Source organism: Pseudomonas sp. B12(2026), from assembly GCF_057767015.1.
On record NZ_CM173430.1, the window covers coordinates 4,510,339 to 4,534,447 of the forward strand.

Here is a 24,109-nt window from a genome sequence, read left to right on the forward strand (position 1 = left end):
TGCCCCCCGTATGTGACAACTACAGGTTTTCCCGCTCAGCCATTGGTCAGGGAATACAGCCGGTACTCCACCCAGCCCGGCCCCAGCCGTCCCTCGCCCACCGCGAGCAGGTGGTTCAGCCAGCGGTAGCGCTCGTCGCCCACCTCGAAGCGCGGCTGGATCATGAAATAGGTGTCGCCGAACTCGCTGCTCTCGCCCCGCGAGACCGCGTTGATGATGCGCGGGTTGGCCACCAGCAGGCCGTTGTGCTGCATCAGGATGCGCGCGCCATCGTCGGTGCGCAGCACCAGGCGCACGTCCAGGTGCCAGCCGCCGTCGTTGTCCACCAGGATCCAGTCGCCGCCGCCGGGCAGCACTTCGCCATTCAGGCGCTGGCCCTGGAAGGCGCCGCCGCCGGCCGCCGAGATCAGGCGCTGGCCGTGGGGCACCCGGCCGATCTCCAGCGGCACGCTCGCCTTCACGCTCATGTTCATCAGCGGTTCGAGTTTCATCGACAGCTCCTGCCCGGTCTCGTCATGGCCCCTTGAGTAAAGCAGCCGGCCCCGGCGCCGGCCACGCTCAGCCGAAGCGCCCTTCTTCAGCCAAACCGATAGCGCAGCAGCCGCCCCATGCGCCGCAACGGCGGAATCGCCAGGGTGATGCGGTAGAGCAGGCGCACGCCCGGGGACATCCGGGCGATCTGCGCCGCGTCGTAAGGCTCGACCGCGTCGACGAAGCGCAGGCCGGGCACCTGCGCCTCCAGTTCGGCATTGTCGTCGATCCCCCAGTGCAGGATCGCGCCGGTCCGGCGGATCATCGGGTGGTAGCGCATCCAGCGGATGCCCTGGCGGGTGTAGCCGTCGAAGATCAGCTCGCCGCTGCCGCAATGCGCGACCAGCCCGCGCAGCAGCCAGGGTACCGATTGGCTTTCCACGTAGGGCAGCACGCCTTCGGCGACGATCAGCACCGGCCGGCCGACCGGCACCACGCGCCACCAGTCCGGGGCGGTCAGCGCGCTGGGCAGCAGGTGGCAGTTCTCCCGCGCTGGATACAGGCGCTCGCGCAGGGCGATCACCTCGGGGAAATCCACCTCGAACCACTGCACGGTGGACGGCGGATCGATGCGCCAGACCCGGCTGTCGAGCCCGCAGCCCAGCTGCAGGACCACCGCCTGCGGATGCCGCGCGAGAAAGTCGCGCACCCAGTCGTCGAGCAGCTTGGAGCGCAACGCCACGCCAATCTGCCCGGAGCGGCCGATGTGCAGGCGGGCGAAGTCGTAGTCCACCTGATCCAGCGCGCGGCGGGCGAAATGGTCGTGCAGCAGGCTGTCGGCCAGCTCGCTCTCCTTCGCCTTGGCGTAGAAGGTGATCAGCAGGGTTTCCGGCGTACCGCGCAGGCCGATGCGTTCCACGTCACTCGTGCAGGTAGTAGAGCTTGTTGATGATCGTCCACTGCGAACCGATGCGCAGCAGCGACAGGTAATCGGTGAAGTGCATGCCGAGGAAGTCGTCCGTCACCTTCGCCACCGCGCTGTCGCCGGTGATGTCCAGCGACCTCAGCTCCCACACCGGCGGGGCGCCGGTCGACGGCGGCGACTCGGCCTTGATCGCGCCGATGAAGTCGTCCAGCGAGGCCCATTCCAGCTCGCCGTGGTAGTTGCCGATGATCTTGCAGGAAGGGTGGAACGCCTCGCGCAGCCTCGCCTCGTCGGCGAAGGTCATGCCCTCCACGTAATCCGTGAGGACCCGGTTGATGGCGGCGCTTTCCGCCGTGTAGTTGCTCATCTGTGCAGCCCTCCCCGCCGGTGCATCCGGTATCGGGCAAGGCTAGCACCGCACCTCGGCCGCGCCGCCTGCGGCGACGACCGGGGCGGTTCCGCGGGCGGGGTTCAGACCATCGCCAGATGCCGCTTGCGGGTCGGCGGCGGGAAGGCGGCGTCGAGCCGTTCGAGGTCCTCGGCGTCCAGGCGCAGTTGCAGCGCGGCGGCGTTGTCGCGCACGTGCAGCGGCTCCACCGCCTTGGGGATGGCGATCACCCCCGGCTGGTGGATCAGCCAGGCCAGCGCCACCCGCGCCGGGGTCGCGTCGTGCCGGGCGGCGATCTCGGCCAGCGCGCGATGGCGCAGCAGGCGCCCGCCCTGCCCGACCGGGCAATAGGCCATCAGCGGCATGCGCTGCTCCTGGCACCAGGGCAGCAGGTCCCACTCGATGCCGCGCTCCTCCAGGCTGTACTGCACCTGGTTGGCGGCGCAGGCCGGCTCGTTCAGTTCCTGCATGTCGTCGAGGTCGAAGTTGGACACGCCCCAGCGGCGGATCTTGCCGGCCTCGCGCAGGCGCTCGAAGGCTTCCACCGTTTCCTCCAGCGGATACTCGCCGCGCCAGTGCAGCAGGTAGAGGTCCAGGCAGTCGCTGCGCAGGCGCCTGAGGCTGCGTTCGCAGGCTTCGGGGATGCCGCGCCGGCTGGCGTTGTGCGGATAGACCTTGCTGACCAGGAAGACCTGCTCGCGCAGCCCGGCGATGGCCTCGCCGACCACCTCCTCCGAGCCGCCCTCGCCGTACATTTCGGCGGTGTCGATCAGCGTCAGGCCGCGCTCGATGCCTTCGCGCAGGGCCGCCACCTCGCGCTTGCGCCCGGCGCGGTCCTCGCCCAGGCGCCAGGTGCCCTGGCCGATGGCGGGAACGCGGGTGCCGTCGGCGAATACCACGGTGTTCATCGCATGCTCCTTGTCGTTGAGTTAAAGACACGGGGCCGGCTGCCCGTCGAGGCAGCGGGACGGACAGGGTAGCGCAGCCTGCGTGGCTTGGCCCGGCCTCTCCTGCCGGCGGATCAGCGCAATTTCCTGCAAGACCGATTGCCGCCGCGGCCGTAGTGTCAGGCGACTCGACTCAAGGAGAACAGCATGACCACGCGCCAACCGATCAACCTGCGGGACAAGCTCTCGCGCATCCACGAAACCTGGCAGCCACGGGTGATCGCCGAGATGAACGACTACCAGTTCAAGGTGGTGAAACTGCACGGCGATTTCGTCTGGCACAGCCACGCCGATACCGACGAGACCTTCATCGTGCTGGACGGCGAGCTGCGCATCGACTTCCGCGACGGCCCGCTCACCCTGCGCGCCGGCGAGCTGTACGTGGTGCCGCGCGGCGTCGAGCACAAGCCGTACGCCGAGCGCGAGGTGCAGGTGATGCTGATCGAACCGCGCGGGGTGCTGAACACTGGCGACGCCGGCGGCGAGCGCACGGCCGAGAACGATCGCTGGATCTGACCGTCGATCGACGCGGCGCGCACCGCCGATCAGCGGCCGTGGCCGGTACCGGCGCGGCTGCTATGCCTGTGGGAAGAGACCGCTCCCAGCCGAAGGCTGTAACGCCTGGGATACACGGGCGCGACCCTGGCAGCGGTGCCGATTCGGGTCCGCGAAGCTTGCCTGCCCGGACCCGGGCCGGAGGTGCGACATGCTCTATCTGGTGCACTGGACCATTCCCATGGAAAACCGCGACAAGGTCATCCAGCGCTTCCTGCAGACCGGCGGCCTGCCGCCGGCCAGCGTCAAGCTGGTGGGCCGCTGGCACGCCATGGGCCACATGATGGGCTTCGGCCTGGCGGAAGCCGAGGACCCGCTCGACCTGCAACGCTGGATGCTGCAATGGACCGACCTGATGCACCTTCAGGCGCACCCGGCCATGACCGACGCCGAATACGCGCCCTTGCTGGTGCAGCAGATGGAAGCGACGGCGTCGGTCAGTCCCTGACGACGGCCTCGACCGGCTTGGCGCCGAAGCGCCTGCGGTAGTCGCTGGGTGACATCCCGGTGATCTTGCGGAAGGTGCCGCGGAACGAGCCGGGGTCGAGGTAGCCGACCGTGTAGGCGATGTGCTCCACCGTGCCGTTGGTGAACTCCAGCAGTTCCCGCGCCTTGCCCACCCGCAGGTGCTGGCAGTACTCGGTGGGCTTGAGCCCCGTGGCCGCCCGGAAGCGGCGGAGGAAGGTACGCTCCTCCAGCCCGGCCCGGGCGGCCATCGCCGGCAGGCTCACGTCCACCGCGCCGTTGCCCTGCAGCCAGTGCTGCACCTTGAGAATCGCCGCGTCGCCATGCCCGAGCAGCGGCGCGAAGTTGCTGCCGCACTGCCGCGCGCTGTCGCTGTGTTCCACCACCAGGAAGCGCGCGGTGAGCGCGGCGATGCTCGGCCCGAGCAGGCGGTCGACCACCCGCAGGCCCACTTCCGACCAGGCCATCAGCCCGGCGGAGGTGATCAGGTCGCCATCGTCGACGATCGGCTTGTGCGCCTCCAGGCGCACCCGCGGGAAGCGCCGGGCGAAGGCTTCGGCGCCGCTCCAGTGGGCGGTGGCGGAGCGGCCGTCGAGCAGGCCGGCCTCGGCCACCAGCAGGCCGCCGATGCACACCGAGCCGACGATCGCGCCCTCCGCGTGGCGCGCGGCCAGCCAGTCGGTGAGATGGCGCACCGGCGTCGCCTCCGGCAGGCCGGCCAGCGACGGCGGCACCAGCACCGCCGCCAGGCGGCCGTCGGCCGCGCTATCCGAGCGGGTATCGAAGACCCGCGCAGGCTCGCCGCCCGGCTCCGCCATCCAGTGGCTGATCCGCACGCCCGGCAGGCGCTCCCCGGCCTGCTCGCCGGCGATGCGCTCGGCCACCGCGAACAGGTCGGTCAGCCCGTGCAGCGCGGCGGCCTGCGCGCCGGGATAGATCAGCAGCCCGATCTCGATGACCGGCCTTTGCCCTGCGATTGTCACTTTACCCCCCGTTATTGTCGGTCCGGCTGATCCCGCACCGGCGCGGCATGGTCAATACTGGCGCCACTTCCCACTCACCGAGGAATCGGAAATGACCCGGCAAGCGCTCATCCTAGTGGATATCCAGAACGACTACTTCCCCACCGGCAAATGGCCGCTGGTCGGCATCGAAGCCGCCGCCGGCCAGGCCGCCAAGGTGCTCGCCGCGTTCCGCGAGCGCGGCGACCTGGTGGTGCACATCCGCCACGAATTCAAGAGCGACGACGCGCCCTTCTTCACCCCCGGCAGCGCAGGCGCGCAGATCCACCCGCAGGTCGCCAACCTGCCCGGCGAGGAAGTGGTGCTCAAGCACTACGTCAACGCCTTCCGCGACACCGACCTGAAGGCGATCCTCGACCGCCACGGCGTCGAGTCGGTGGTGGTGGCCGGGCACATGAGCCACATGTGCGTGGACGGCGCCAGCCGCGCCGCCGCCGATTTCGGCTACGGCGTGACCGTGCTGCACGACGCCTGCGCGACGCTGGACCTGGAGTTCAACGGCGTCAAGGTGCCGGCCGCCCAGGTCCACGCCGCCTACATGGCGGCGCTGGCCTTCGCCTATGCCGAGGTGATCTCCACCGCCGAGTACCTCGACCGCGCCTGAATGGGATGACGGGCCTCTGCGGAGGCCCGTTTCCGTGCGGATACCGCTGTAGGACGCATCCCGGGATTGCGTGAGCGAATGCCTGCCGCTGCGAAGGCTTTCCGCTATCATCGGGATTCCGCCCGGTACAGATAAGGATATCCCCATGAGCGTCTCCACCATCGTCATCCTGGCCATCATCGTCGGCGTGGCCCTGCTGCTGGTCAGCGTGTTCAACCGCCTGGTGTCGCTGCGCAACCGCTACCAGAACGCCTTCGCCCAGATCGAGGTGCAGCTCAAGCGCCGCTACGACCTGATCCCCAACCTGGTGGAAACCGCCAAGGCCTACCTCAAGCACGAGCGCGAGACCCTGGAAGCCGTGGTCAGCGCGCGCAACGCCGCCGTGGCCGGGCTCAAGGCCGCCGCCAGCCAGCCCGGCGAAGCCGCGGGCATGGCCCAGCTGGCCAGCGCGGAAAACGCCCTGGGCGGCGCCCTCGGCCGCCTCAACGTGACCCTGGAAGCCTATCCGGACCTCAAGGCCTCGCAGAACATGCAGCAGGTCAGCGAGGAGCTTTCCAGTACCGAGAACAAGGTCGCCTTCGCCCGCCAGGCCTACAACGACGCGGTGATGGCGTACAACACCTACCGCCAGTCCTTCCCCGCCACGCTGCTGGCGAACACCTTCGGCCACCCGAAGGACGCCAGCCTGCTGGAGTTCGCCGACAGCGAGCAGATCCAGTCCGCGCCGAAAGTCGCCTTCTGACCTGACCCGCGATGAACTTCTTCGAACACCAGGACCGCGCCCGGCGGCAGACCGGGCGCCTCGTCCTGCTGCTGGCCATCGCGGTGGTCAGCCTGGTCACCGTCACCAGCCTGGCGCTGGGCTGGCTCTGGCGCCACCTGGGCGAGCCGGAGCTGCACCTGACCTCCAGCGATTCGCTGCCCGACGCCGAGCTGTACCTGTCGGTGGCCGCCGTGGTGGTCGGCATGGTCATCCTCGGCTCGCTGTTCAAGCAACTGCAGCTGAGCGCCGGCGGCAAGGTGGTGGCCGAGCGCCTGGGCGGCCGGCTGCTCAACCTCGACGCCAGCAATGCCGACGAACGCCGGCTGCTCAACGTCGTCGAGGAAATGGCCCTGGCCTCCGGCTCGCCGGTGCCGCCGGTGTACGTGCTGGAAGACGCCTCGATCAACGCCTTCGCCGCCGGCCTGAGCCCGCGCGACGCGGTGATCGGCATCACCCGCGGCGCCATCGAGCAGCTCGAACGCAGCGAACTGCAGGGCGTGATCGCCCACGAGTTCAGCCACATCCACCACGGCGACATGCGCCTCAACACGCGCCTGACCGCGCTGCTGCACGGCATCCTCCTGCTCGGCCTGATCGGCGGCGGCCTGCTGCGCGTCTGGGCCCATAGCGGCGGCCGGCGCAGCACCAGCAGCAGTGACAGCAGGAGCGGTGGCGGCAACGTGGTGCTCCTGGTGATCGCCTGTGGCGCGGTGCTCTACGTGCTGGGCTACGTCGGGACCTTCTTCGGCCAGCTGATCAAGGCCTCGGTCAGCCGCCAGCGCGAGTTCCTCGCCGACGCCTCGGCGGTGCAGTTCACCCGCGATCCCTCGACCATCGCCGGCGCCCTGAAGAAGATCGGCAGCAATCCCCACGGCGCCCTGATCAGCTCCCCGCGCGCGGCGGAGTTCAGCCACATGTACTTCGGCAACGGCCTGGGCGGCAGCTGGTTCGACACCCACCCGCCGCTGCCGGAGCGCATCCGCCGCGTCGATCCGGGCTGGGACGGCCGCTTCCCGAAATTCGAACCACGGCTGGACGTGGCGCTGATGGACAAGCAAGCCTGGACCGCCGCCGTCAGCGGCCAGCCCTACCGGCCGGGCGCCGTCGAAGTGGCGGTGGCCGCGGTCGGCGCGCCGACCGTCGCGCACCTGCAGGAGGCCCGTGGCACCCTGCAACGCCTGGACCAACGCCTGCAACGCGCCGCCCACGACGGCGAGGGCGCCCAGGCGCTGGTCTACGGCCTGCTGCTGGACAGCGAAGCCGGCCTGCGCGCGCGCCAGCTGGAACAGCTCAAGACCCGCCTGGACCTGAGCCTGGCGCTGCAACTGGACCTGCTGGAGGAATCGCTGCTGCGGCTCGACCCCGGCCAGCGCCTGCCGCTGCTGGACCTGGCCATGCCGGCGCTGAAGCAGCTCGATGCCCCGGGCGTGCTCCGCCTGCGCGAGAACATGGCGCTGCTGATCAAGCTCGACGGCACGGTGAAGCTGCTGGAGTGGACGCTGATGCGGATCGTCGAGCGCAACCTGCGCCCCGGCAGCGCGAAGATCGGCAACGTGGCGCTGGCGGAGCTGGGCGACGCGTCGGCCACCCTGCTGGCCTTCCTCGCCCGCGCCGGCGAAACCGGCGAGGCGGAGACCGGGCAGGCCTTCAGCGCCGCCTGGAGCAACCTGCCCTTCCCACCCCGGCCGCTGCCCGCCGAGGGCCAGCTGCGCGAGCTGGAAAGCGCGCTGAAGCGCCTGGAACAGCTGCGCCCGCTGCAGAAGCCGCAACTGCTCAAGGCCATGGCCCGCTGCATCGAGCACGACGGGCACATCAGCGTCAGCGAGGCGGAGTTGATGCGGGCGGTGGCGGATATCCTCGATTGCCCGATGCCGCCGTTGCTGGCGAGCTGAGACTAGGGCTTTCGCTCCTGCGCACGGTTTGGCAGGAGCTCGCTCTCGAACCGTCTTGACGCCGGCCCTGCCGGCGGATCGCGGACAAGGTCCGCTCCTACAGCTCGGCTCCGCTGCGAGCTGCTTTCGTAGGAGCGGAGCTTCTCCGCGATGCTTTTTGTCTTGTTCTGTGTACTGCGCCGCTTCGGCGTGTGCTGAAAGATTTGGTTTCGCCCTCCCGGGCGAGTCCCTTTTGGCGTCCCAAAAGGAACCAAAAGGACTCGTCCCGACATCCGGGTCTTCGCTTCGCTCAGACTGCCCTCCTTCCGGTATCGCTCCGAGGGTCGGCTTGCAAGGGCCATCCATGGCCCTTCAAGCCTCTCGCGGCATCCATGCCGCTCGCCCCTCTGCGCAATACCTCCACTCGGCCTCCTGACGGGACTCTGCGCGCGCCTGCAATTTCGGCGTGACAGACAGAACCGCGGCCGAAGGATTTGCGCGTCGTAGGATGGCGTGGAGCGAAGCGATACCCATCAGGTGGATAACGCTGCGCAAAGCAAGAGCATCGCGGACGGAGGCTAGGCGCCCCCGTCTCTCCTACGAAAGCCGATCTCACCGTAGGAGTGGACTTCGTCCGCGATCAGCCCGGCTCAAGAGCTTCGCGGACAAGGTCCGCTCCTACACGAGCAAATCCCGGGCGCGCTGTGCCTTAGGCTTTGGCTCTTGAAGACTTCCAGAGGAATATCCGCGCGCGCCGGAGCGCCCCTTCAGGAGGCCGAGTGGAATCGGAGTTTCAGGGGTTGAGCGGCATGGATGCCGCGAGAGCGCTGTCGGGCCAGGGATGGCCCGTCAGCGCGTGCCCCTGAAACTCCGATGGAGCGAGGGAACCCCGGCGAAGCCGGGGCCGGATGATGGGGCACAGACCTTTGCCTACTTTGTGGCGTTTGACAAAGTAGGTCGCCCGAGGGGGCGAAACAAAAAGTCCCAGTGCATGCCGAAGCGGCGCAGAAACACCGATCATAAAGAACGGTGGATAACGCTTAGCGTGATCCACCGTACGAAAAGCAAAAGCATCGCGGAGAAGCTCCGCTCCTACAAAAGCCGATCCCACCGTAGGAGCGGACTCCATCCGCGCTCGTCAGTCCGCATGAATATCGTTATGCCGCGTCTCCTTGAGGAACAGCAGCGCACAGACCAGGCTCACCGCCGCGATCAGCACCGGGTACCACAGCCCATAGAAGATATCCCCCGTATACACCACCAGCGCAAACGACAGGGTCGGCAGCAAACCACCGAACCAACCGTTGCCGATGTGGTACGGCAGCGACAGCGAGGTGTAGCGGATGCGAGTCGGGAACAGCTCCACCATCAGCGCCGCCAGCGGGCCGTAGCAGAGGCAGGAGATCAGCACCAGCGCCACCAGGATGGCGATCACCATGCCCTTGTTGACCATCGACGAATCCGCCTTGGCCGGGTAGCCCGCCGCCTTCACCGCCGCGCTCAGGGCCGCGGCGTCGAAGCCTTCGATGCGCGTCTCGCCCACCGTCACCACCACGCCGCTGCCGGCCGGCGCGGCCTGGGTGCGGTAGGGCACGCCGCTCTTCACCAGCAGGGTCTTCACCTGGTCGCAGGGGCTGTCGAAGCGGGCCTTGCCCACCGGGTCGAACTGGAAGGTGCAGGTCGAGCGATCGGCAATCACGGTGATCGGCGCCTGGCGCGAGGCCAGGTCGATCTGCGGGTTGGCGTAATGGGTCAGCGCCTGGAACAGCGGGAAGTAACCCACCGCCGCCAGCAAGAGGCCCGCGACCAGCACCGGCTTGCGGCCGATCCGGTCGGAAAGCCAGCCGGCCACCACGAAGAACGGCGCGCCGATCACCAGCGCGACGATCAGCAGCTCGTTGGCCAGGGCGCCGTCCACCTTCAGCACCTGGGTGAGGAAGAACAGCACGTAGAACTGCGCGCAGTAGAAGGTCACCGCCTGCCCGGCGTTGATGCTGAACAGCGCGGTAAGGACGATCCGCAGGTTCTTCCAGTTGGTGAAGGACTCCTTGAGCGGCGACTTGCTGGTCTTGCCGTCGGCCTTCATCTTCAGGAACGCCGGCGACTCCTGCATCGACAGGCGAATCCAGGTGGAAATGCCCAGCAGCACGATCGACAGCAGGAACGGCAGGCGCCAGCCCCAGGTCTCGAACTGGTCGCCGGTCAGCTGGCGGCTGGCCAGGATCACCAGCAGCGACAGCAGCAGGCCGCCGGTGGCGGTGGACTGGATCCAGCTGGTGTAGCTGCCGCGCTTGTCCGCCGGGGCGTGCTCGGCCACGTAGATCGCCGCGCCGCCGTACTCGCCGCCCAGCGCCAGGCCCTGGAGCATGCGCAGGGCGATGAGGATGATCGGCGCGGCCACGCCGATGCTGGCGTAGGACGGCAGCAGGCCGACGGCGAAGGTCGACAGGCCCATCAGCAGGATGGTGGCGAGGAAGGTGTACTTGCGCCCGATCATGTCGCCCAGGCGGCCGAACACCAGCGCGCCGAAGGGCCGCACGAGGAAGCCGGCGGCAAAGGCCAGCAGGGCGAAGATGAAGGCGGTGGTGTCGTTCACCCCGGCGAAGAACTGCTTGCTGATGACCGCCGCCAGCGCGCCGTAGAGGAAGAAGTCATACCACTCGAACACCGTGCCGAGCGACGAGGCGAAGATCACCTTGCGCTCTTCGCGGCGGGACGACACCCGCCGCGCGTAGGAACTGCTCTGTGCTACATCGGTCATTTCGGGCACTCCTCCCCTTTCAGGGGCTCTTATTGTTGTTTCAACCTCGACTGCCGCGGCGGCGCCGCGCGATGCCATTCAGTTCACGCCAAAGCTGGGATACGACGCTCGCCGTCACGCCACGGGAGCCTGCTGCGCCGGCGCGGCGGAGGGGATGACCTCCGGGCCGCGCGCGGGTTCGTCGAGGATCATCTGCGCCGCCTTCTCGGCGATCACCAGCACCGGCGAGCAGCTGTTGCCGGAGGTCAGGCTGGGCATGATCGAGGCGTCGGCGATGCGCAGGCCGGGGATGCCGTGCACGCGCAGCTGGCTGTCGACCACCGCCCCGGCGCCCTGGCCCATGCGGCAGGTGCCGGCGGGGTGGAAGATGGTGGTGCCGATCTCGGCCGCGGCGCGGTGCAGGTCTTCCTCGGTCCGGTAGTCCGGGCCGGGCTTGAATTCCTCCGGGCGGAAACGCGCCAGCGCGGGCGCGGCGGCGATGCGCCGGGTCAGGCGGATGGCGTCGGCGGCCACCCGCAGGTCTTCCGGGTGGCTGAGGTAGTTGGGCTGGATGACCGGCTTGTCGCGCGGGTCCAGCGAGCGCAGCGCCACCGTGCCGCGGCTCAGCGGACGCAAATCGCAGACCGACGCGGTGAACGCCGGGAAGCTGTGCAGCGGCTCGCCGAAGCGCTCCAGCGAGAGCGGCTGCACGTGGTATTCGAGGTTGGCCGAACGCTGGCCGGGGTCGGACCTGGCGAACGCGCCGAGCTGGCTGGGCGCCATGGACAGCGGGCCGCTGCGCTTGAGCAGGTACTCCAGGCCCATGCCCATCTTGCCCCACAGGCTGGAGGCGATCTGGTTCAGCGAAGGCGCACCGCTGAAGCGGTAGATCAGGCGCAGTTGCAGGTGATCCTGCAGGTTGCCGCCGACGCCGGCGAGCTCGTGGCGCACGCCGATGCCGTGCTTCTCCAGCAGGTCGCGCGGGCCGATGCCGGAGCGTTGCAGCAGCACCGGCGAGTTGATCGCGCCGGCGCAGAGGATCACCTCGCGTTTGGCGCGCAGCTCGCGGCGCGCGCCCTGCCAGTTCACTTCCAGCCCCGCCGCGCGGCCGTTTTCCAGCAGCACGCGCAGGGCTTCCACGTTGGTCAGCACGGTGAGGTTCGGGCGGTTGGCGATGGGCCGCAGGAAGGCCTTCGACGCATTCCAGCGCACGCCGCTGCGCTGGTTCACCTGGAAGTAGCCGCAGCCTTCGTTGTCGCCGCCGTTGAAGTCGTCCACGGGGCGGATGCCCGACTGCGCCGCCGCCTCGCGGAAGGCATCGAGGATCGCCCAGGACAGCCGCTGCTTCTCCACCCGCCACTCGCCGCCGGCGCCGTGCAGCGCGCTGGTGCCGGCGAAGTGGTCCTCCATCTTCATGAACAGCGGCAGCAGCTCGTTCCAGCCCCAGCCGGGGTTGCCCTCGGCGGCCCAGCCGTCGTAGTCCAGCGCCTGGCCGCGCATGTAGATCATGCCGTTGATCGAGGAGCAGCCGCCGAGCGTGCGGCCGCGCGGGTACTTGATGGCGCGACCGTTCAGGCCCGGCACCTGCTCGGTGTCGAAGCACCAGTCGGTGCGCGGGTTGCCGATGCAGTAGAGGTAGCCGACGGGGATGTGAATCCAGGGGTAGTTGTCCGGGCCGCCGGCTTCGAGCAGCAGCACGCGGTTGGCGGGGTCGGCGGACAGACGATTGGCCAGCAGGCAACCGGCGGGGCCGGCGCCGACGATCAGGTAGTCATAAGCATCCAGTGCCTGGGGCATGGAAAGTACCTCGTCGTGCTTGTTCTTTTTGTATGACGACGGAGCCTAGTCGCTCGTTCGTGATAAAAGAACACTCGTTTCGAGTCACCTGCTGTGCGTTTTCTAACAACGAGAGCCGCCCCATGTTCGACTGGAATGACCTGCGCTACGTCCTGGAGCTGCACCGCAGCGGCCGCCTGCTGACCACCGCCAAGCGCCTCAACACCACCCACGCCACGGTGGCGCGGCACATCGAGAACATCGAGCGCGACCTCGGCACCCAGCTGTTCGCCCAGCACACCGGCGGCTACCAGCTCACCCCGGCCGGGCAGGCGCTGCTCAAGCACGCCGAGGCCATGGAGAACACCGCCCTGCTCGCCCAGGAGGAAATGAGCCAGGCCATCTCGCCGCTGGGGCAGATCCGCATCGGCGTCACCGAGGGCCTGGGCACCATGTTCCTCGCCCCGCGCATGGGCGAGCTGATGCAGCGCTACCCGGGGCTGGAAGTGGAACTGGTGTCGGTGCCGCGTTTCGTCAGCATCACCAACCGCGAGGCGGACATCGCCATCACCCTGGAACGCCCCAGCGCCGACCTGGTGATCAGCCGCCGCCTCACCCGCTACCGCCTGAGCCTGTTCGCCAGCCCCGCCTACCTCGCCTCCGCCCCACCCCTGCGCGACCGCGAGGACCTCTGCAAACACCCCTGGATCGGCTACGTCGACGACCTGCTGTTCAGCCAGGAACTGATGTTCCACCACAGCTTCTGCCGCCACCCCCAGGTGGTGTTCCGCAGCACCAGCGTGGTCGCCCAGCAACAGGCCGCCCAGGCCGGCATCGGCATCGCCATCCTGCCGCAGTACATGGGCCTGAATGACCCGCTGCTGGTGCCGGTGCTGCCGGAGGAATTCATCGAGCGGGAATACTGGATGTGTACGCGGAGGGAGTTGCACCGGTCGGTGAGGTTGAGACTGGTGTGGGATTTTCTGTTGGAGCTTTGTGGGAGGGAGCAGGGAATATTGGTGGGTGAAAAAACACAAATATTGTAGAAGCCCTCCAAGCTAAAGAAGCGCCACCCACTGCCCATTCAAAACGAAATACCATTTACACAAATATACGCCACCGAGTCAATATTCAACACTCTGAGCCGGAATAGAGTTCAAAATCCAGCTTTCTTGATGCACATAATGGACACCCAACTCAGACTCATACTGCGTTTCTATGGCTGACAGCGCCAACTTAGTTTGCGGAGTTGAATTAGCCTGATCAGCCGCCTTCGCAGCCACCCACCTCCCATGCAAATCTATAGACCGAACAAACGCACCAATTTTAATATTTTTATTTATGGAATTCGATGCAGCCCCAGCATATTTATAGGAGTCAATCACAGTCAACCGCCCATCCCCATCGACATCTATTGGGCTAGATATCCATTTAAATACGCTAAGCAAAAAAAGATTCGCCATCCATGAGGCCTGTCCGCTAACCATATCCTCCTGAGTAGATGAACTTAAGCTCTCATGAAGATTTGTAGCCCCCATAAAGATCACTTCAGGCTCCCCTCTTCCCTGGCCAATCCTCCTACCTGCACCTATATAATTAAATATGCCGGCATGACACTGCCCAAGATATACAATCGCTTGATTTAAATTGGGAGTTGCCTTGATCGAACTCAGCAGAGAGTAGGGCGTAATGGATTGCGGAGCATCAATCCCATGTATACTACCGTGCCCGGTAACAAAAACAACCATATTCTCATAGGTATTAACCAGGAGATCGGTAAAAAACTCTCTTGACTCCTTCACATTATACGCATTAGTAGTACCCATCGATATTAACTGCTGTATTGATAGGCGATCCTGACCATCCACATATATCCAAATATCAGCCTGACCAATCCCCGCCGCCTCTAAGCTCTGAACTCCAAATGCCAAATCCATTATATGGCGATGTTCTGCATCACCACTGGAAGAAAGGAAAAGAACCCACTTGGTATTGCTTGAAATGAGGCCCATAAAAACCCTTACTATTAGGCTCGGCGAGACGAAATCGACGCTTGAAACGGAGTATTACTTAGCGACCTTGGCTTTGGAATGTCTGAGAAATAAAACAATTCTTCGATTTGAAAACTTACATGAGAACTCGAAAGCTCCCGAATAATCTCGCCACGCCCGCTCAACTCAAAAACACTTGCACCCGTCTTTAAATAAAAATGACCAAGATCTTCCCCGCCCCCCCTAGCGCTAGCCTTAAAAAGCAACCACTGCCCAAAATTAACACACTCCTTAATTGAGTCATCAATACCGGGAAGATCACTTGACAATATATTACTCAACCTCACAAAACACCTCCATATATAAATAAATTCTCACACAATCCATCAGAATATTTCTTTTTCTCTTACACGATTAGCAATGTAGATTTTCGGTATAGCACACTACTCCAAATCGAGCGGCATTCTGCCAGATGGAAATTGGTCGGGCCAACAACTCTCCGTGCGATACATCCGAAAAATCTGCTCGCGCTGCTTGGTTCTAAGGCCTGAGTTGACCCGTCAGGCTCAAACATCTAGATTCACGCCCCGGTGCTGAACACACCTCTCACAGCGGTACGACGCATGCCCGAAAGCATGTGCACTAGGCGGCTATAGCCTTTGCTATGGCCGGGTAGCGCGCAGCTATACAAAACCCGAAAGGGGAAATCTGCGGGCCGTCTGTGAGCGGTGTTCAAGTACCCGGTCACCCCTTCTGAACAAAGGGGTGCGCTTTGAACAAACTCACAGGAAATCACCATGTCCATGGACGCTTTCACTGCCACCGCACAGCCCCCTTCCCTGCTCGTTCCCACCCTCTTCTTCCGCCACAAACGCCGCCTGCGCGCCCTGTTGATCGAGGGGCAGCCGTGGTTCGTCGTGCGCGACCTTTCCAAGCTGATGAATGCCTTTCTGGAGGACCGCGTCGGGCGCAATCTCGACGAGGATCAGGTGTGTCGCCTGATGGTCCAGGGCGATCACGGTCTGGCCGAAGAGACGGAGCTGATCAGCGAGTCGGGCCTGTATGCCACGCTGATCCACTTCCACCATCCGGAGAACCGCTGCATCCGCCAGTGGATCACCCACACTGTGGTGCCAAGCCTGCGGGCGGAGGCGTCGGCATCGGCTGAGCGGCCGCAGCGCCGGCTGCTGCGCTGGGAGCGGCAGCAGTTGAGCGTGCTGGACTGGCAGGGGCAGGTCTGGGTGCCGTTACCGGAGTTGCCGCAGGTGTTGCGGCTGGGTTGAGGTCGAACGCCCTGTGACCCTGGCTGCAGGGCGCGCCTTTTGCTCTTCGTAGGAGCGAGCTTGTAGTGGTCCGGTTTTTCTAGACACCGCTATAGGAGCATCAAGCCGCCCGCGCCTCGAACACGGCTGGCGGCAACTGCTTCGTTGTCGAATGAAGACGCTGATGGTTGTAGTAGGTGGCGACGAATCGTGTCACATCGGCTTTGGCTTCGTGCTGGTCTCGATAGCGCCGCTCGCCTATCCACTCACGCTTCAAGCTGGCAAAGACTCGCTCCACCACTGCATTGTCCCAGCAATTGCCGCGCCGACTCATGCTCTGCACGATCTGCAAACGTCGCAGCATGTCCACAAAGCGCTCGCTGCTGTACTGGCACCCCTGATCGGAGTGGAACATCAGGCCGTTGTCCGGGTGTCGCATCGACACGGCGAGCTCCAGGGCCTGGATCACCAAATCCGTATCAGCCACGGACGAGAATGCCCAGCCCACGATTCGCCGGGCATACAGATCGACCACGATAGCCAGGTACAGCCAGCCACGCGCCGTACGCAGATAGGTGATGTCGCCGGCCCAGACCTGATTCGGGGCTGCCGGCTGGAATTGGCGATTGAGGTGGTTGGGGGCCGCCGCTGCCGGCTTGGTGTGCCGCCGATAGTGCTGATTGCGCCGTCGAGCCACCGCCAGGCCAGCCTGACGCATTAGGCGGCGAGCCCGTTGCCGACCCACCGCATGCCCCTGCTGACGCAAGGCCGCCGACATCCGGCGTGAGCCATAGGTGTGCCGGCTGCTTTCATGCAGGTCCGTGACGGCCGAGAGTAGCGGGCTGGGTGGTTTCGGGCGCTTATGACGCGCCGCGTAGTAACTGCTGCGCGCCAGTCCAAGCAGGCGACAGCAGCGCGTGACGCTCATGGCCCCCTTCACTCGGTCGATCATTTGCCAGCTCGCAGCATTTCCCGAACGAAGAAGGCCGTGGATTTTTTTAGCGTGTCACGCTCTTCCTGCGCCTCTGCCAGTGCGCGCTGCACCTGCGCCAACTGGCTCTCCAGTGCACGGATGCGCTGGGCATCATCGATGACCGAACCCGGTTGCTCAGCCCGCCATTGCGAGACCCAACGCCGCAACGCCGTCGGTCCCACCCCCATGGCCTGTGCTGCCTGCGGCACCGAGTAGCCCTGCGCTACCACCAGTTGCACTGCTTCGCGCTTGAGCGCGTCCGATAGTTTTCTATGACCCATGTAAATCACCTCAATAGTCGCGTTAGTTAACTCGCTCCTATCTCGGTGTCCAGAATTTCCGGACCACTACAGCTTGCTCGCGAACCAACCCAGCGCCAGTGCTGCCGGGATATCTGTTCGCGAGCAAGCTCGCTCCTACCTGTTCACACCCGCAGCACACCCCGGAAGCCGCGGGCGGCGTAATAGGACTGCGCGCCGTTGTGGTAGGTGAATACGCTGTCGTAGCGGCGGTCGCAGAACAGTGCGCCGCCGAGCTTGCGGATGGCCGGGGGCGTCTGTATCCAGCTGGAGGTCTTGGCGTCGAACTCGCCGAGCGTCTGCAGGTCGCGGTACTGCGCTTCGCTGAGCAGTTCGATGCCCATGGCCGCGGCCTGTTCCAGCGCGCTGCCGCCGGGTTTGTTCTCCTTGCGGGCGTCCAGCGCCTCGCGGTCGAAGCAGAGGCTGCGGCGGCCGGTCGGGCTTTCCGTGGCGCAGTCGACGAAGAGGTATTCGCCGGTGGCCGGGTCCTGGCCGACCACATCCGGTTCGCCGCCGGTGTTTTCCATCGCTTGCAGCGCACGCAGCTTCTCCGGCCGGGTGGCCAGCCGGGCCTGGACCTGGGCCCAGTCGATGCCTGGATGGCGGCCCGGGTGCTTGGCGAAGCGTGCCTGCAGCACGTTCACCAGTGCCGAGTGTTGTTCTGCGTTCATCTGGGCTCTCCGTGCGAGCGCGTTGCGTATGTCGGTCGGGCGTGGCGGCAATGCTGGGCTTGGGGTTCGCGAGCAAGCTCGCTCCTACAGGGAGCGGGACCGGCGAAGCGGGGGTTATTCCGCGCGGGCGTGGCCGACTTTCTCGGAGGCCGACCAGAGGCGATAGCGCACTTCGACGTCCCTGGGCGCATAGATCACGATCGGCAGCCGGCTGTTGTAGCGCAGCATGAAGCCGTCGCCGATCACCGGCACGAAGTCCTGGCGGCGCTTGCCGTCCGGGCAGGCCATCAGGGTGCTCGCCGGGCCGCTGACGCTGTCCAGGCGGAAATAGGGGTAGCCCCAGCCCTCGAGGGTCCGCTCCTGCAGGGTGCCGCCGAGGCGCTGGCGGTTGCAGTCGACGGTCAGCGTCTTGCCGGCCAGCACCTCGACCTTGAAATCCTCTTCCCGGGCCTGCTTCGGCAGGTCGATGACGTGGCGCACGAAGCCTTCCTCGGCCTTGGGGAAGGGCGCGACGTCTTCGAGTTTCGCGGCATTGGCCAGGGTGGCGGTGGCGCCGAGCAGCAGCGCGGTGGTGAGGGTGAGACGAGTGAGCGACATGAAGCCTCCTTGCCGGTGGACGGACGAAGCGGGATACGTTCGTCCGGACTGACCAACCCCGCCGCCGTGCGGGGGCGGGGCTGGATTTGCTTCAGGCCACTTCGCCGCCGCTCTTCGCCTGCTGTTCCAGATGCGCCTGCAGTTCCGGGGCGAGGTTGAGGTTGTAGGCCAGTTCGTCCAGGTAGTTGCGCTCGCTGTCCTGCTGGTCGTCCACCAGCATCACGCTGGCCAGGTACATCTCGGAGGCCATGCCGGCGTCGCCCTGCGCGGCCTGGGCCACGTCGGCGGCGTCGAGCGGTTTCTGCACTTCGCTGTCGAGCCAGGCCTGCAGTTCGGGCTCGCCGGCGTGGCGGGAAATTTCCGCGTAGATGGCCTGCTTTTCCTTTTCGTCGATGCGCCCGTCGGCCTTGGCGGCGGCGATCAGGGCGATGAGGATGGCATGGCTGTGGGCTTCGGCGTCGTCACCGGAGAGCTGGTCGACGGTGACCGGCGCTTCCTGCGGGGCGGCGGCCTGCTGGCGCTGCCAGTTCTGGTAGGCCTGGAAGGCCATCATGCCCAGCGAGGCGAGCATCGCGTAGTTGACCCCGCCGGCGGAGCCGGAGCGCCCCTGGGACATGCCGCCGGTGTTGCCGCCGCCGAGCATGCTGCCGAGCACGCTGCCCAGCCCGCCAAGTCCGCCGCCCGCGCCGCCGGAGGCGCCACCGAGCAGGCCGCCCAGGAGCCCGCCGAGGCCTCCCGCGCCGCCGCCCTGTTGTGCCATGGAGCCCTGGCCGGCGCGCAGCAGTTGTTCCAGCAAATCGGTTGTGTTCATGAGAGGTCCCTCGCCAACGAGCGGTGTGCGTTGGGCAACGATAGCTCCGCCGTACCGATGCGCCAGCGCGTTCTGCCAGCCGGGCACGGCGCCTGACGCCCCGCCCGGCCGGAACGCTCTGCGGCGGCCTTGTCCGCCGCTGGCGCGGAGCGTCGCGGCGTCACACCACCACGGCGTCCAGCGCCCGCTGCGCCTGGGCCTCCAGCTCGGCCTTGAGGCTGGCGTCGAGGCTCATCTGGCGGGCCAGTTCGTCGAGGTAGGCGCGTTCCATGAAACTGGTCTCGTCGACCATCAGCAGGCTGGCCAGGTACATCTCGGCGGCCATTTCCTCGCTGGTGGCGGCGCGGGCGACTTCCGCCGGGTCCAGCGGCTTGGCCAGTTCGTGGTCGAGCCAGCCGCGCAGTTCGACGTCGCCGGTGAGCCGGGCGATCTCGCCGTCGATCAGCTGGCGTTCGCGTTCATCGATATGTCCGTCGGCCTTCGCGGCAGCGACGATGGCCCGCAGGATGGCGTGGCTGTGCTGCTCGGCCTGCACCGGCGGCAGGCGGTCGACGGTCTGCGGCTCGCCGCGCGGGGCGCTGGCCTGCTTCTGCTGCCAGTCGCCATAGGCCTTGTAGGCGAGCACGCCGAGCGCCGCGAGGCCGCCGTAGGTGACGACCTTGCCGCCGATCTTGCGCGCCTTCTTGCTGCCCATCAGCAGGCCCAGCGCGCCGGCCGCGAGGGCGCCGCCACCGGCGCCGGAGAGCAGGCTGCCGAGGTCCGCGCCGCCCTTGCCGGAAGACGAGCCCTGGCCGCCGTCCTGCCGGGCCACGCCCTTGTTCTGCAGGAGGTCCTGGCCGGATTTGAGCAACTGGTCGAGCAGGCCGCGAGTGTTCATGGCGATCTCCACTGGATTCGAAAAGTCAGGCCTTCGACTCTAGCCGGTCGAGGGATTGCCACGGGGCGGCAGTGTGCTTCCGGATATTGCGGGCCCTTTGCCGCGGGCCCGCCGGGCGAGGAGCGGCTTCCATTCGATAAAAAAGAATGCTCCTATGAGTTTTCGATAACCAACAATGAAAAGCGCCAGGCCCGCGCCAGACGGCGGTCCCGGGCGCTCCACCGACTCGCCAGCGGACCACCGCCCATGATGACGCTCCGCCAGATCCGCCACTTCATCGCCGTCGCCGAGACCGGCTCGATCTCCGCCGCCGCCCAGGCGGTGTTCATTTCCCAGTCGACCCTGACCCTGGCCATCCAGCAGCTGGAAGAGGAAATCGGCGTGCGCCTGTTCGACCGCCACGCCAAGGGCATGACCCTGACCCACCAGGGCCACCAGTTCCTGCGCCAGGCGCACCTGATCCTGGCCACGGTGGAGAACGCCAAGCGCAGCCTGCAGCAGAGCACCGACCAGGTGGCCGGCAGCCTGACCATCGGGGTGACCAGCCTGGTGGCCGGCTATTACCTGGCGGACCTGATCAACCGCTTCCAGCGCGCCTACCCCAACGTGCAGACCCGCGTGGTGGAGGACGAGCGCCCGTACATCGAGCACCTGCTGGTGAGCGGCGAGATCGACGTCGGCGTGCTGATCCTCTCCAACCTGGAAGACCGCCACGCGCTGCAGACCGAGGTGCTGACCCACTCGCCGCACCGCCTCTGGCTGCCGGCGCAGCATCCGCTGCTGGAACGCGACAGCATCGCCCTGGCCGACGTGGCCGGCGAACCGCTGATCCAGCTGAACGCCGACGAGATGGGCCTGCACACCCAGCGCATCTGGTCGCGCGCCGGGTTGGTGCCGCAGGTGACGCTGCGCACGGCCTCCGTGGAAGCGGTGCGAAGCCTGGTGGCGGCGGGCCTGGGGCTGTCGATCCAGCCGGACATGACCTACCGCCCCTGGTCGCTGGAAGGCGACATCATCGAGGCGCGGCCGCTGGTGGACCTCTCCGAGCCGCTGGACGTGGGCCTGGCCTGGCGCCGCGGCACCGCGCGGCCGGCGCTGGTGGACCCGTTCCTCACCGTCGCCCGCGAGCAGCCCAACGCCAAGCGGCTGTCGATCTAGCCATTCGATTTAATCGAACGCTGCTTTCAGTAATTAGAATTTGTCGACCCCACGCCCGGAACTCTAGTCTCTGGCTCCATACCAAAGGGCCAGTTCCGGGCACCGCCCCGCCGGAGCACGCACATGGCCCCCGAAAACAAGACAGATAAAAGACGAACTTCGAAGATGACTGGCGCAACCCTGCATACCGCCCTGCTGATCGACGGCCAACTGGTCGCCGGCGAAGGCATTGCCGAGCCGATCATCAACCCGGCCAGCGGCGAGACGCTCATCAGCATCGCCGATGCCTCCCTGGATCAGGTCGAGCAGGCCATCGCCAGCGCGCACCGCGCCTTCCCCGCCTGGTCGCGCACCACCCCCGCACAGCGCGCCAGCGCCCTGCTGGCCATCGCCGATGCGATCGACCAACGCGCGGGCGACCTTGCCCAGCTGGAATCGCTGAACTGCGGCAAGCCGCTGCACCTGGCGCGGCAGGACGACATCCCGGCCACCGCCGACGTGTTCCGCTTCTTCGCCGGCGCCGTGCGCTGCCAGCAGGGCCAGCTCGCCGGCGAGTACGTGCCCGGCCACACCAGCATGGTGCGCCGCGACCCGGTGGGCGTGGTCGCTTCCATCGCGCCGTGGAACTACCCGCTGATGATGGCCGCGTGGAAGATCGCCCCGGCGCTGGCCGCCGGCAACACGCTGGTGTTCAAGCCGTCGGAACACACGCCGCTGAGCGTCCTGGCGCTGGCTCCGGCACTCGCCGAAATCCTCCCGGCCGGGGTGATCAACATCGTCTGCGGCGGCGGCGAAGGCGTCGGCAGCCACCTGGTCGGCCACCCGAAGGTGCGCATGGTGTCGCTCACCGGCGACATCGTCACCGGGCAGAAGATTCTCCAGGCCGCCGCCCGCACGCTGAAACGCACCCACCTGGAACTGGGCGGCAAGGCACCGGTGATCGTCTGCAACGACGCCGACCTCGACGCCGTGGTCCAGGGCGTGCGCACCCACGGCTACTACAACGCCGGGCAGGACTGCACCGCCGCCTGCCGCATCTACGCGCAAGCCGGCATTCATGATCGCCTCGTCGCCGAACTGGGCGACGCGGTGGCGAGCATCCGCTTCGCCCGCAAGCGCGACGCCGACAACGAGATCAGCCCGCTGATCAGCGCGCGCCAGCGCGACCGCGTGGCCAGCTTCGTCGAGCGCGCCCTCGGCCAGCCGCACATCGAGCGCGTCACCGGCGCCGCCGTGCATTCCGGCCCCGGCTTCTACTACCAGCCAACGCTGCTGGCCGGCTGCAAGCAGCAGGACGAGATCGTCCAGCGCGAGGTGTTCGGTCCGGTGGTCACCGTGACCCGCTTCGACCAGCTGGAACAGGCGGTGGACTGGGCCAACGAGTCCGAATACGGCCTGGCCTCCTCGGTGTGGACGCAGAACCTGGACAAGGCCTTCCAGATCGCCAACCGCCTGCAGTACGGCTGCACCTGGATCAACACCCATTTCATGCTCGCCAGCGAGATGCCCCACGGCGGGCTCAAGCGCTCGGGCTACGGCAAGGACCTGTCCAGCGACTCGCTGCAGGACTACAGCGTGGTGCGCCACATCATGGCGCGCCACGGTGAGCGGCTGGATTGAACCATCCGGCGGGGCCTCCCGCCGGCACATAAGAAGCGCCCCGGCGGTAAGCCGCGCGAGGGCTGTTGCTCGATTGAAACTGCCCCACCAATAGAGACAACAACGAGAGGGAGACATCCGATGCGCAAGACTGCACTGCTCAGTGCCATCACCACCGCCCTGCTGGCCAGCGCCGGCGTCCAGGCCGCCGAGTCCCTGAAGGAAGTCGGCAAGGGCGAAGGCCGCCTCGACATCATCGCCTGGCCCGGCTACATCGAGCGCGGCCAGTCCGACAAGAATTACGACTGGGTGACCCAGTTCGAGCAGGACACCGGCTGCCAGGTCAACGTGAAGACCGCCGCCACCTCCGACGAGATGGTCAGCCTGATGGCCAAGGGCGGCTATGACCTGGTCACCGCCTCCGGCGACGCCTCCCTGCGCCTGATCTACGGCAAGCGCGTACAGCCGATCGACCCGTCGCTGATCCCCAACTGGAAGAACATCGACCCGCGCCTGAAGGACGCCGCCTGGTACGTGGTCAACGGCAAGACCTACGGCACCCCGTACCAGTGGGGCCCGAACCTGCTGATGTACAACACCAAGGTCTTCCCCACCGCGCCGGACAGCTGGAAGGTGCTGTTCGATGCGGAAAACCTGCCCGACGGCAAGCCGAACAAGGGCCGCGTGCAGGCCTACGACGGCCCGATCTACGTCGCCGACGCCGCGCTGTTCCTGAAGGCCACCGCGCCGGAACTGGGCATCACCGACCCCTACCAGCTCGACGAGAAGCAGTACGCCGCCGTGGTCGAGCTGCTGCGCAAGCAGCATGAGCTGATCCACCGCTACTGGCACGACACCACCGTGCAGATGAGCGACTTCAAGAACGAAGGCGTGGCCGCGTCCAGCGCCTGGCCGTACCAGGCCAACGCGCTGAAGGCCGAAGGCCAGCCGATCGCCACCGTGTTCCCGAAAGAGGGCGTCACCGGCTGGGCCGACACCACCATGCTGCACGCCGAGGCCCAGCACCCGAACTGCGCCTACAAGTGGATGAACTGGTCGCTGGAGCCCAAGGTCCAGGGCGACGTCGCCGCCTGGTTCGGCTCGGTGCCGGCCGCGCCGGAAGGCTGCAAGGCCAGCGCCCTGCTGGGTGCCGAAGGCTGCGAGAGCAACGGCTACAAGCAGTTCGACAAGATCGCGTTCTGGAAGACCCCGGTGGCCGAGGGCGGCAAGTTCGTCCCCTACAGCCGCTGGACCCAGGATTACATCGGAATCATGGGCGGCCGTTAAGCCGCAGGGCGTTCGCGAGCAAGCTCGCTCCTACAGGGAGTCCAGTTCTTCGTAGGA

22 protein-coding genes and 1 pseudogene are annotated in these 24,109 nt (G+C 66.4%); 10 read left to right on the forward strand and 13 right to left on the reverse strand.

What is annotated here, in order from left to right; all coding sequences use genetic code 11:
* Positions 1-35: 35 nt before the first annotated feature.
* From AC3B6A_RS21005 to AC3B6A_RS21020, 4 genes are all read right to left on the reverse strand, one after another.
* On the reverse strand, positions 36-491 hold the full coding sequence (locus tag AC3B6A_RS21005; RefSeq protein WP_488399033.1) for a DUF3237 domain-containing protein: 456 nt from the start codon (positions 489-491) through the stop codon (positions 36-38).
* An 86-nt stretch (positions 492-577) separates the two neighbouring features.
* On the reverse strand, positions 578-1,390 hold the full coding sequence (locus tag AC3B6A_RS21010; protein ID WP_488399034.1) for a class I SAM-dependent methyltransferase: 813 nt from the start codon (positions 1,388-1,390) through the stop codon (positions 578-580).
* 1 nt (position 1,391) lies between these two features.
* Positions 1,392-1,763 carry a nuclear transport factor 2 family protein gene (locus tag AC3B6A_RS21015; RefSeq protein WP_488399035.1) on the reverse strand — a complete coding sequence of 124 codons (372 nt, stop codon included), beginning with the start codon at positions 1,761-1,763 and terminating at the stop codon, positions 1,392-1,394.
* 104 nt (positions 1,764-1,867) lie between these two features.
* The gene (locus AC3B6A_RS21020; RefSeq protein WP_488399036.1) at positions 1,868-2,692 is read right to left on the reverse strand and encodes an aldo/keto reductase; all 825 of its coding nucleotides are present in this window, start codon (positions 2,690-2,692) and stop codon (positions 1,868-1,870) included.
* 186 nt (positions 2,693-2,878) lie between these two features.
* Between AC3B6A_RS21020 and AC3B6A_RS21025 the strand changes: the two genes are divergently transcribed.
* On the forward strand, positions 2,879-3,247 hold the full coding sequence (locus AC3B6A_RS21025; protein ID WP_488399037.1) for a cupin domain-containing protein: 369 nt from the start codon (positions 2,879-2,881) through the stop codon (positions 3,245-3,247).
* Positions 3,248-3,437: 190 nt separating this feature from the next.
* Complete coding sequence (locus tag AC3B6A_RS21030; RefSeq protein ID WP_488399038.1) at positions 3,438-3,734, forward strand: DUF3303 domain-containing protein; 297 nt, start codon at positions 3,438-3,440, stop codon at positions 3,732-3,734.
* Here AC3B6A_RS21030 and AC3B6A_RS21035 read toward each other — a convergent pair.
* A complete protein-coding gene (locus tag AC3B6A_RS21035) occupies positions 3,724-4,728 on the reverse strand; it encodes a GlxA family transcriptional regulator (protein WP_488403661.1) in 1,005 nt (334 codons plus the stop codon). The two genes, AC3B6A_RS21030 and AC3B6A_RS21035, sit on opposite strands and share 11 nt — an antisense overlap.
* 97 nt (positions 4,729-4,825) lie before the next feature.
* On the opposite strand from AC3B6A_RS21035, the gene AC3B6A_RS21040 reads away from it, so the two are divergent.
* The 3 genes from AC3B6A_RS21040 to AC3B6A_RS21050 all read left to right on the forward strand — a co-directional run bounded on the left by AC3B6A_RS21040 (position 4,826) and on the right by AC3B6A_RS21050 (position 8,032).
* Positions 4,826-5,377, forward strand: a complete 552-nt coding sequence (locus AC3B6A_RS21040; RefSeq protein ID WP_488399039.1) for a cysteine hydrolase family protein — start codon at positions 4,826-4,828, stop codon at positions 5,375-5,377.
* Positions 5,378-5,522: 145 nt separating this feature from the next.
* Positions 5,523-6,119: a LemA family protein gene (locus tag AC3B6A_RS21045; RefSeq protein ID WP_488399040.1), complete on the forward strand. Its 597-nt coding sequence runs from the start codon at positions 5,523-5,525 to the stop codon at positions 6,117-6,119.
* 11 nt (positions 6,120-6,130) lie between these two features.
* A complete protein-coding gene (locus tag AC3B6A_RS21050) occupies positions 6,131-8,032 on the forward strand; it encodes a M48 family metallopeptidase (RefSeq protein ID WP_488399041.1) in 1,902 nt (633 codons plus the stop codon).
* A gap of 1,117 nt (positions 8,033-9,149) precedes the next feature.
* Here AC3B6A_RS21050 and AC3B6A_RS21055 read toward each other — a convergent pair.
* Both AC3B6A_RS21055 and AC3B6A_RS21060 read right to left on the reverse strand, forming a co-directional pair.
* On the reverse strand, positions 9,150-10,772 hold the full coding sequence (locus AC3B6A_RS21055; protein WP_488399042.1) for an MFS transporter: 1,623 nt from the start codon (positions 10,770-10,772) through the stop codon (positions 9,150-9,152).
* 114 nt (positions 10,773-10,886) lie between these two features.
* A complete protein-coding gene (locus AC3B6A_RS21060) occupies positions 10,887-12,548 on the reverse strand; it encodes a GMC family oxidoreductase (protein ID WP_488399043.1) in 1,662 nt (553 codons plus the stop codon).
* A 122-nt stretch (positions 12,549-12,670) separates the two neighbouring features.
* Here AC3B6A_RS21060 and AC3B6A_RS21065 point away from each other — a divergent pair, with 122 nt between their 5' ends.
* Positions 12,671-13,573, forward strand: coding sequence for a LysR family transcriptional regulator (locus tag AC3B6A_RS21065; protein WP_488399044.1), 903 nt, complete (start codon positions 12,671-12,673; stop codon positions 13,571-13,573).
* Positions 13,574-13,651: 78 nt separating this feature from the next.
* On the opposite strand, the gene AC3B6A_RS21070 is transcribed toward AC3B6A_RS21065, so the two are convergent.
* Positions 13,652-14,539, reverse strand: coding sequence for a hypothetical protein (locus AC3B6A_RS21070; RefSeq protein ID WP_488399045.1), 888 nt, complete (start codon positions 14,537-14,539; stop codon positions 13,652-13,654).
* A gap of 776 nt (positions 14,540-15,315) precedes the next feature.
* Between AC3B6A_RS21070 and AC3B6A_RS21075 the strand changes: the two genes are divergently transcribed.
* Positions 15,316-15,801, forward strand: a complete 486-nt coding sequence (locus AC3B6A_RS21075; protein WP_488399046.1) for a BRO-N domain-containing protein — start codon at positions 15,316-15,318, stop codon at positions 15,799-15,801.
* 100 nt (positions 15,802-15,901) lie between these two features.
* On the opposite strand, the pseudogene AC3B6A_RS21080 reads toward AC3B6A_RS21075, so the two are convergent.
* The 5 genes and pseudogenes from AC3B6A_RS21080 to AC3B6A_RS21100 form a co-directional block, all read right to left on the reverse strand.
* Positions 15,902-17,034: pseudogene (locus AC3B6A_RS21080) on the reverse strand (IS3 family transposase).
* Positions 17,035-17,177: 143 nt separating this feature from the next.
* Positions 17,178-17,723, reverse strand: coding sequence for a DUF4256 domain-containing protein (locus tag AC3B6A_RS21085; protein ID WP_488399047.1), 546 nt, complete (start codon positions 17,721-17,723; stop codon positions 17,178-17,180).
* Between the two features lie 114 nt (positions 17,724-17,837).
* Entirely contained in the window at positions 17,838-18,320 is a 483-nt protein-coding gene (gene eco, locus AC3B6A_RS21090; RefSeq protein WP_488399048.1) for a serine protease inhibitor ecotin, read from the reverse strand.
* A 91-nt stretch (positions 18,321-18,411) separates the two neighbouring features.
* Positions 18,412-19,131: a DUF533 domain-containing protein gene (locus AC3B6A_RS21095; protein WP_488399049.1), complete on the reverse strand. Its 720-nt coding sequence runs from the start codon at positions 19,129-19,131 to the stop codon at positions 18,412-18,414.
* A 160-nt stretch (positions 19,132-19,291) separates the two neighbouring features.
* Positions 19,292-20,008: a tellurite resistance TerB family protein gene (locus AC3B6A_RS21100; protein WP_488399050.1), complete on the reverse strand. Its 717-nt coding sequence runs from the start codon at positions 20,006-20,008 to the stop codon at positions 19,292-19,294.
* A gap of 246 nt (positions 20,009-20,254) precedes the next feature.
* Between AC3B6A_RS21100 and AC3B6A_RS21105 the strand changes: the two genes are divergently transcribed.
* The 3 genes from AC3B6A_RS21105 to ydcS all read left to right on the forward strand — a co-directional run bounded on the left by AC3B6A_RS21105 (position 20,255) and on the right by ydcS (position 24,052).
* The gene (locus AC3B6A_RS21105; RefSeq protein ID WP_488399051.1) at positions 20,255-21,166 is read left to right on the forward strand and encodes a LysR family transcriptional regulator; all 912 of its coding nucleotides are present in this window, start codon (positions 20,255-20,257) and stop codon (positions 21,164-21,166) included.
* A gap of 165 nt (positions 21,167-21,331) precedes the next feature.
* Positions 21,332-22,786 (forward strand): gamma-aminobutyraldehyde dehydrogenase, encoded by a 1,455-nt coding sequence (locus AC3B6A_RS21110; protein WP_488399052.1) that lies wholly within the window; start codon positions 21,332-21,334, stop codon positions 22,784-22,786.
* 120 nt (positions 22,787-22,906) lie between these two features.
* Positions 22,907-24,052: a putative ABC transporter substrate-binding protein YdcS gene (gene ydcS / locus AC3B6A_RS21115; RefSeq protein ID WP_488399053.1), complete on the forward strand. Its 1,146-nt coding sequence runs from the start codon at positions 22,907-22,909 to the stop codon at positions 24,050-24,052.
* Positions 24,053-24,109: the final 57 nt, after the last annotated feature.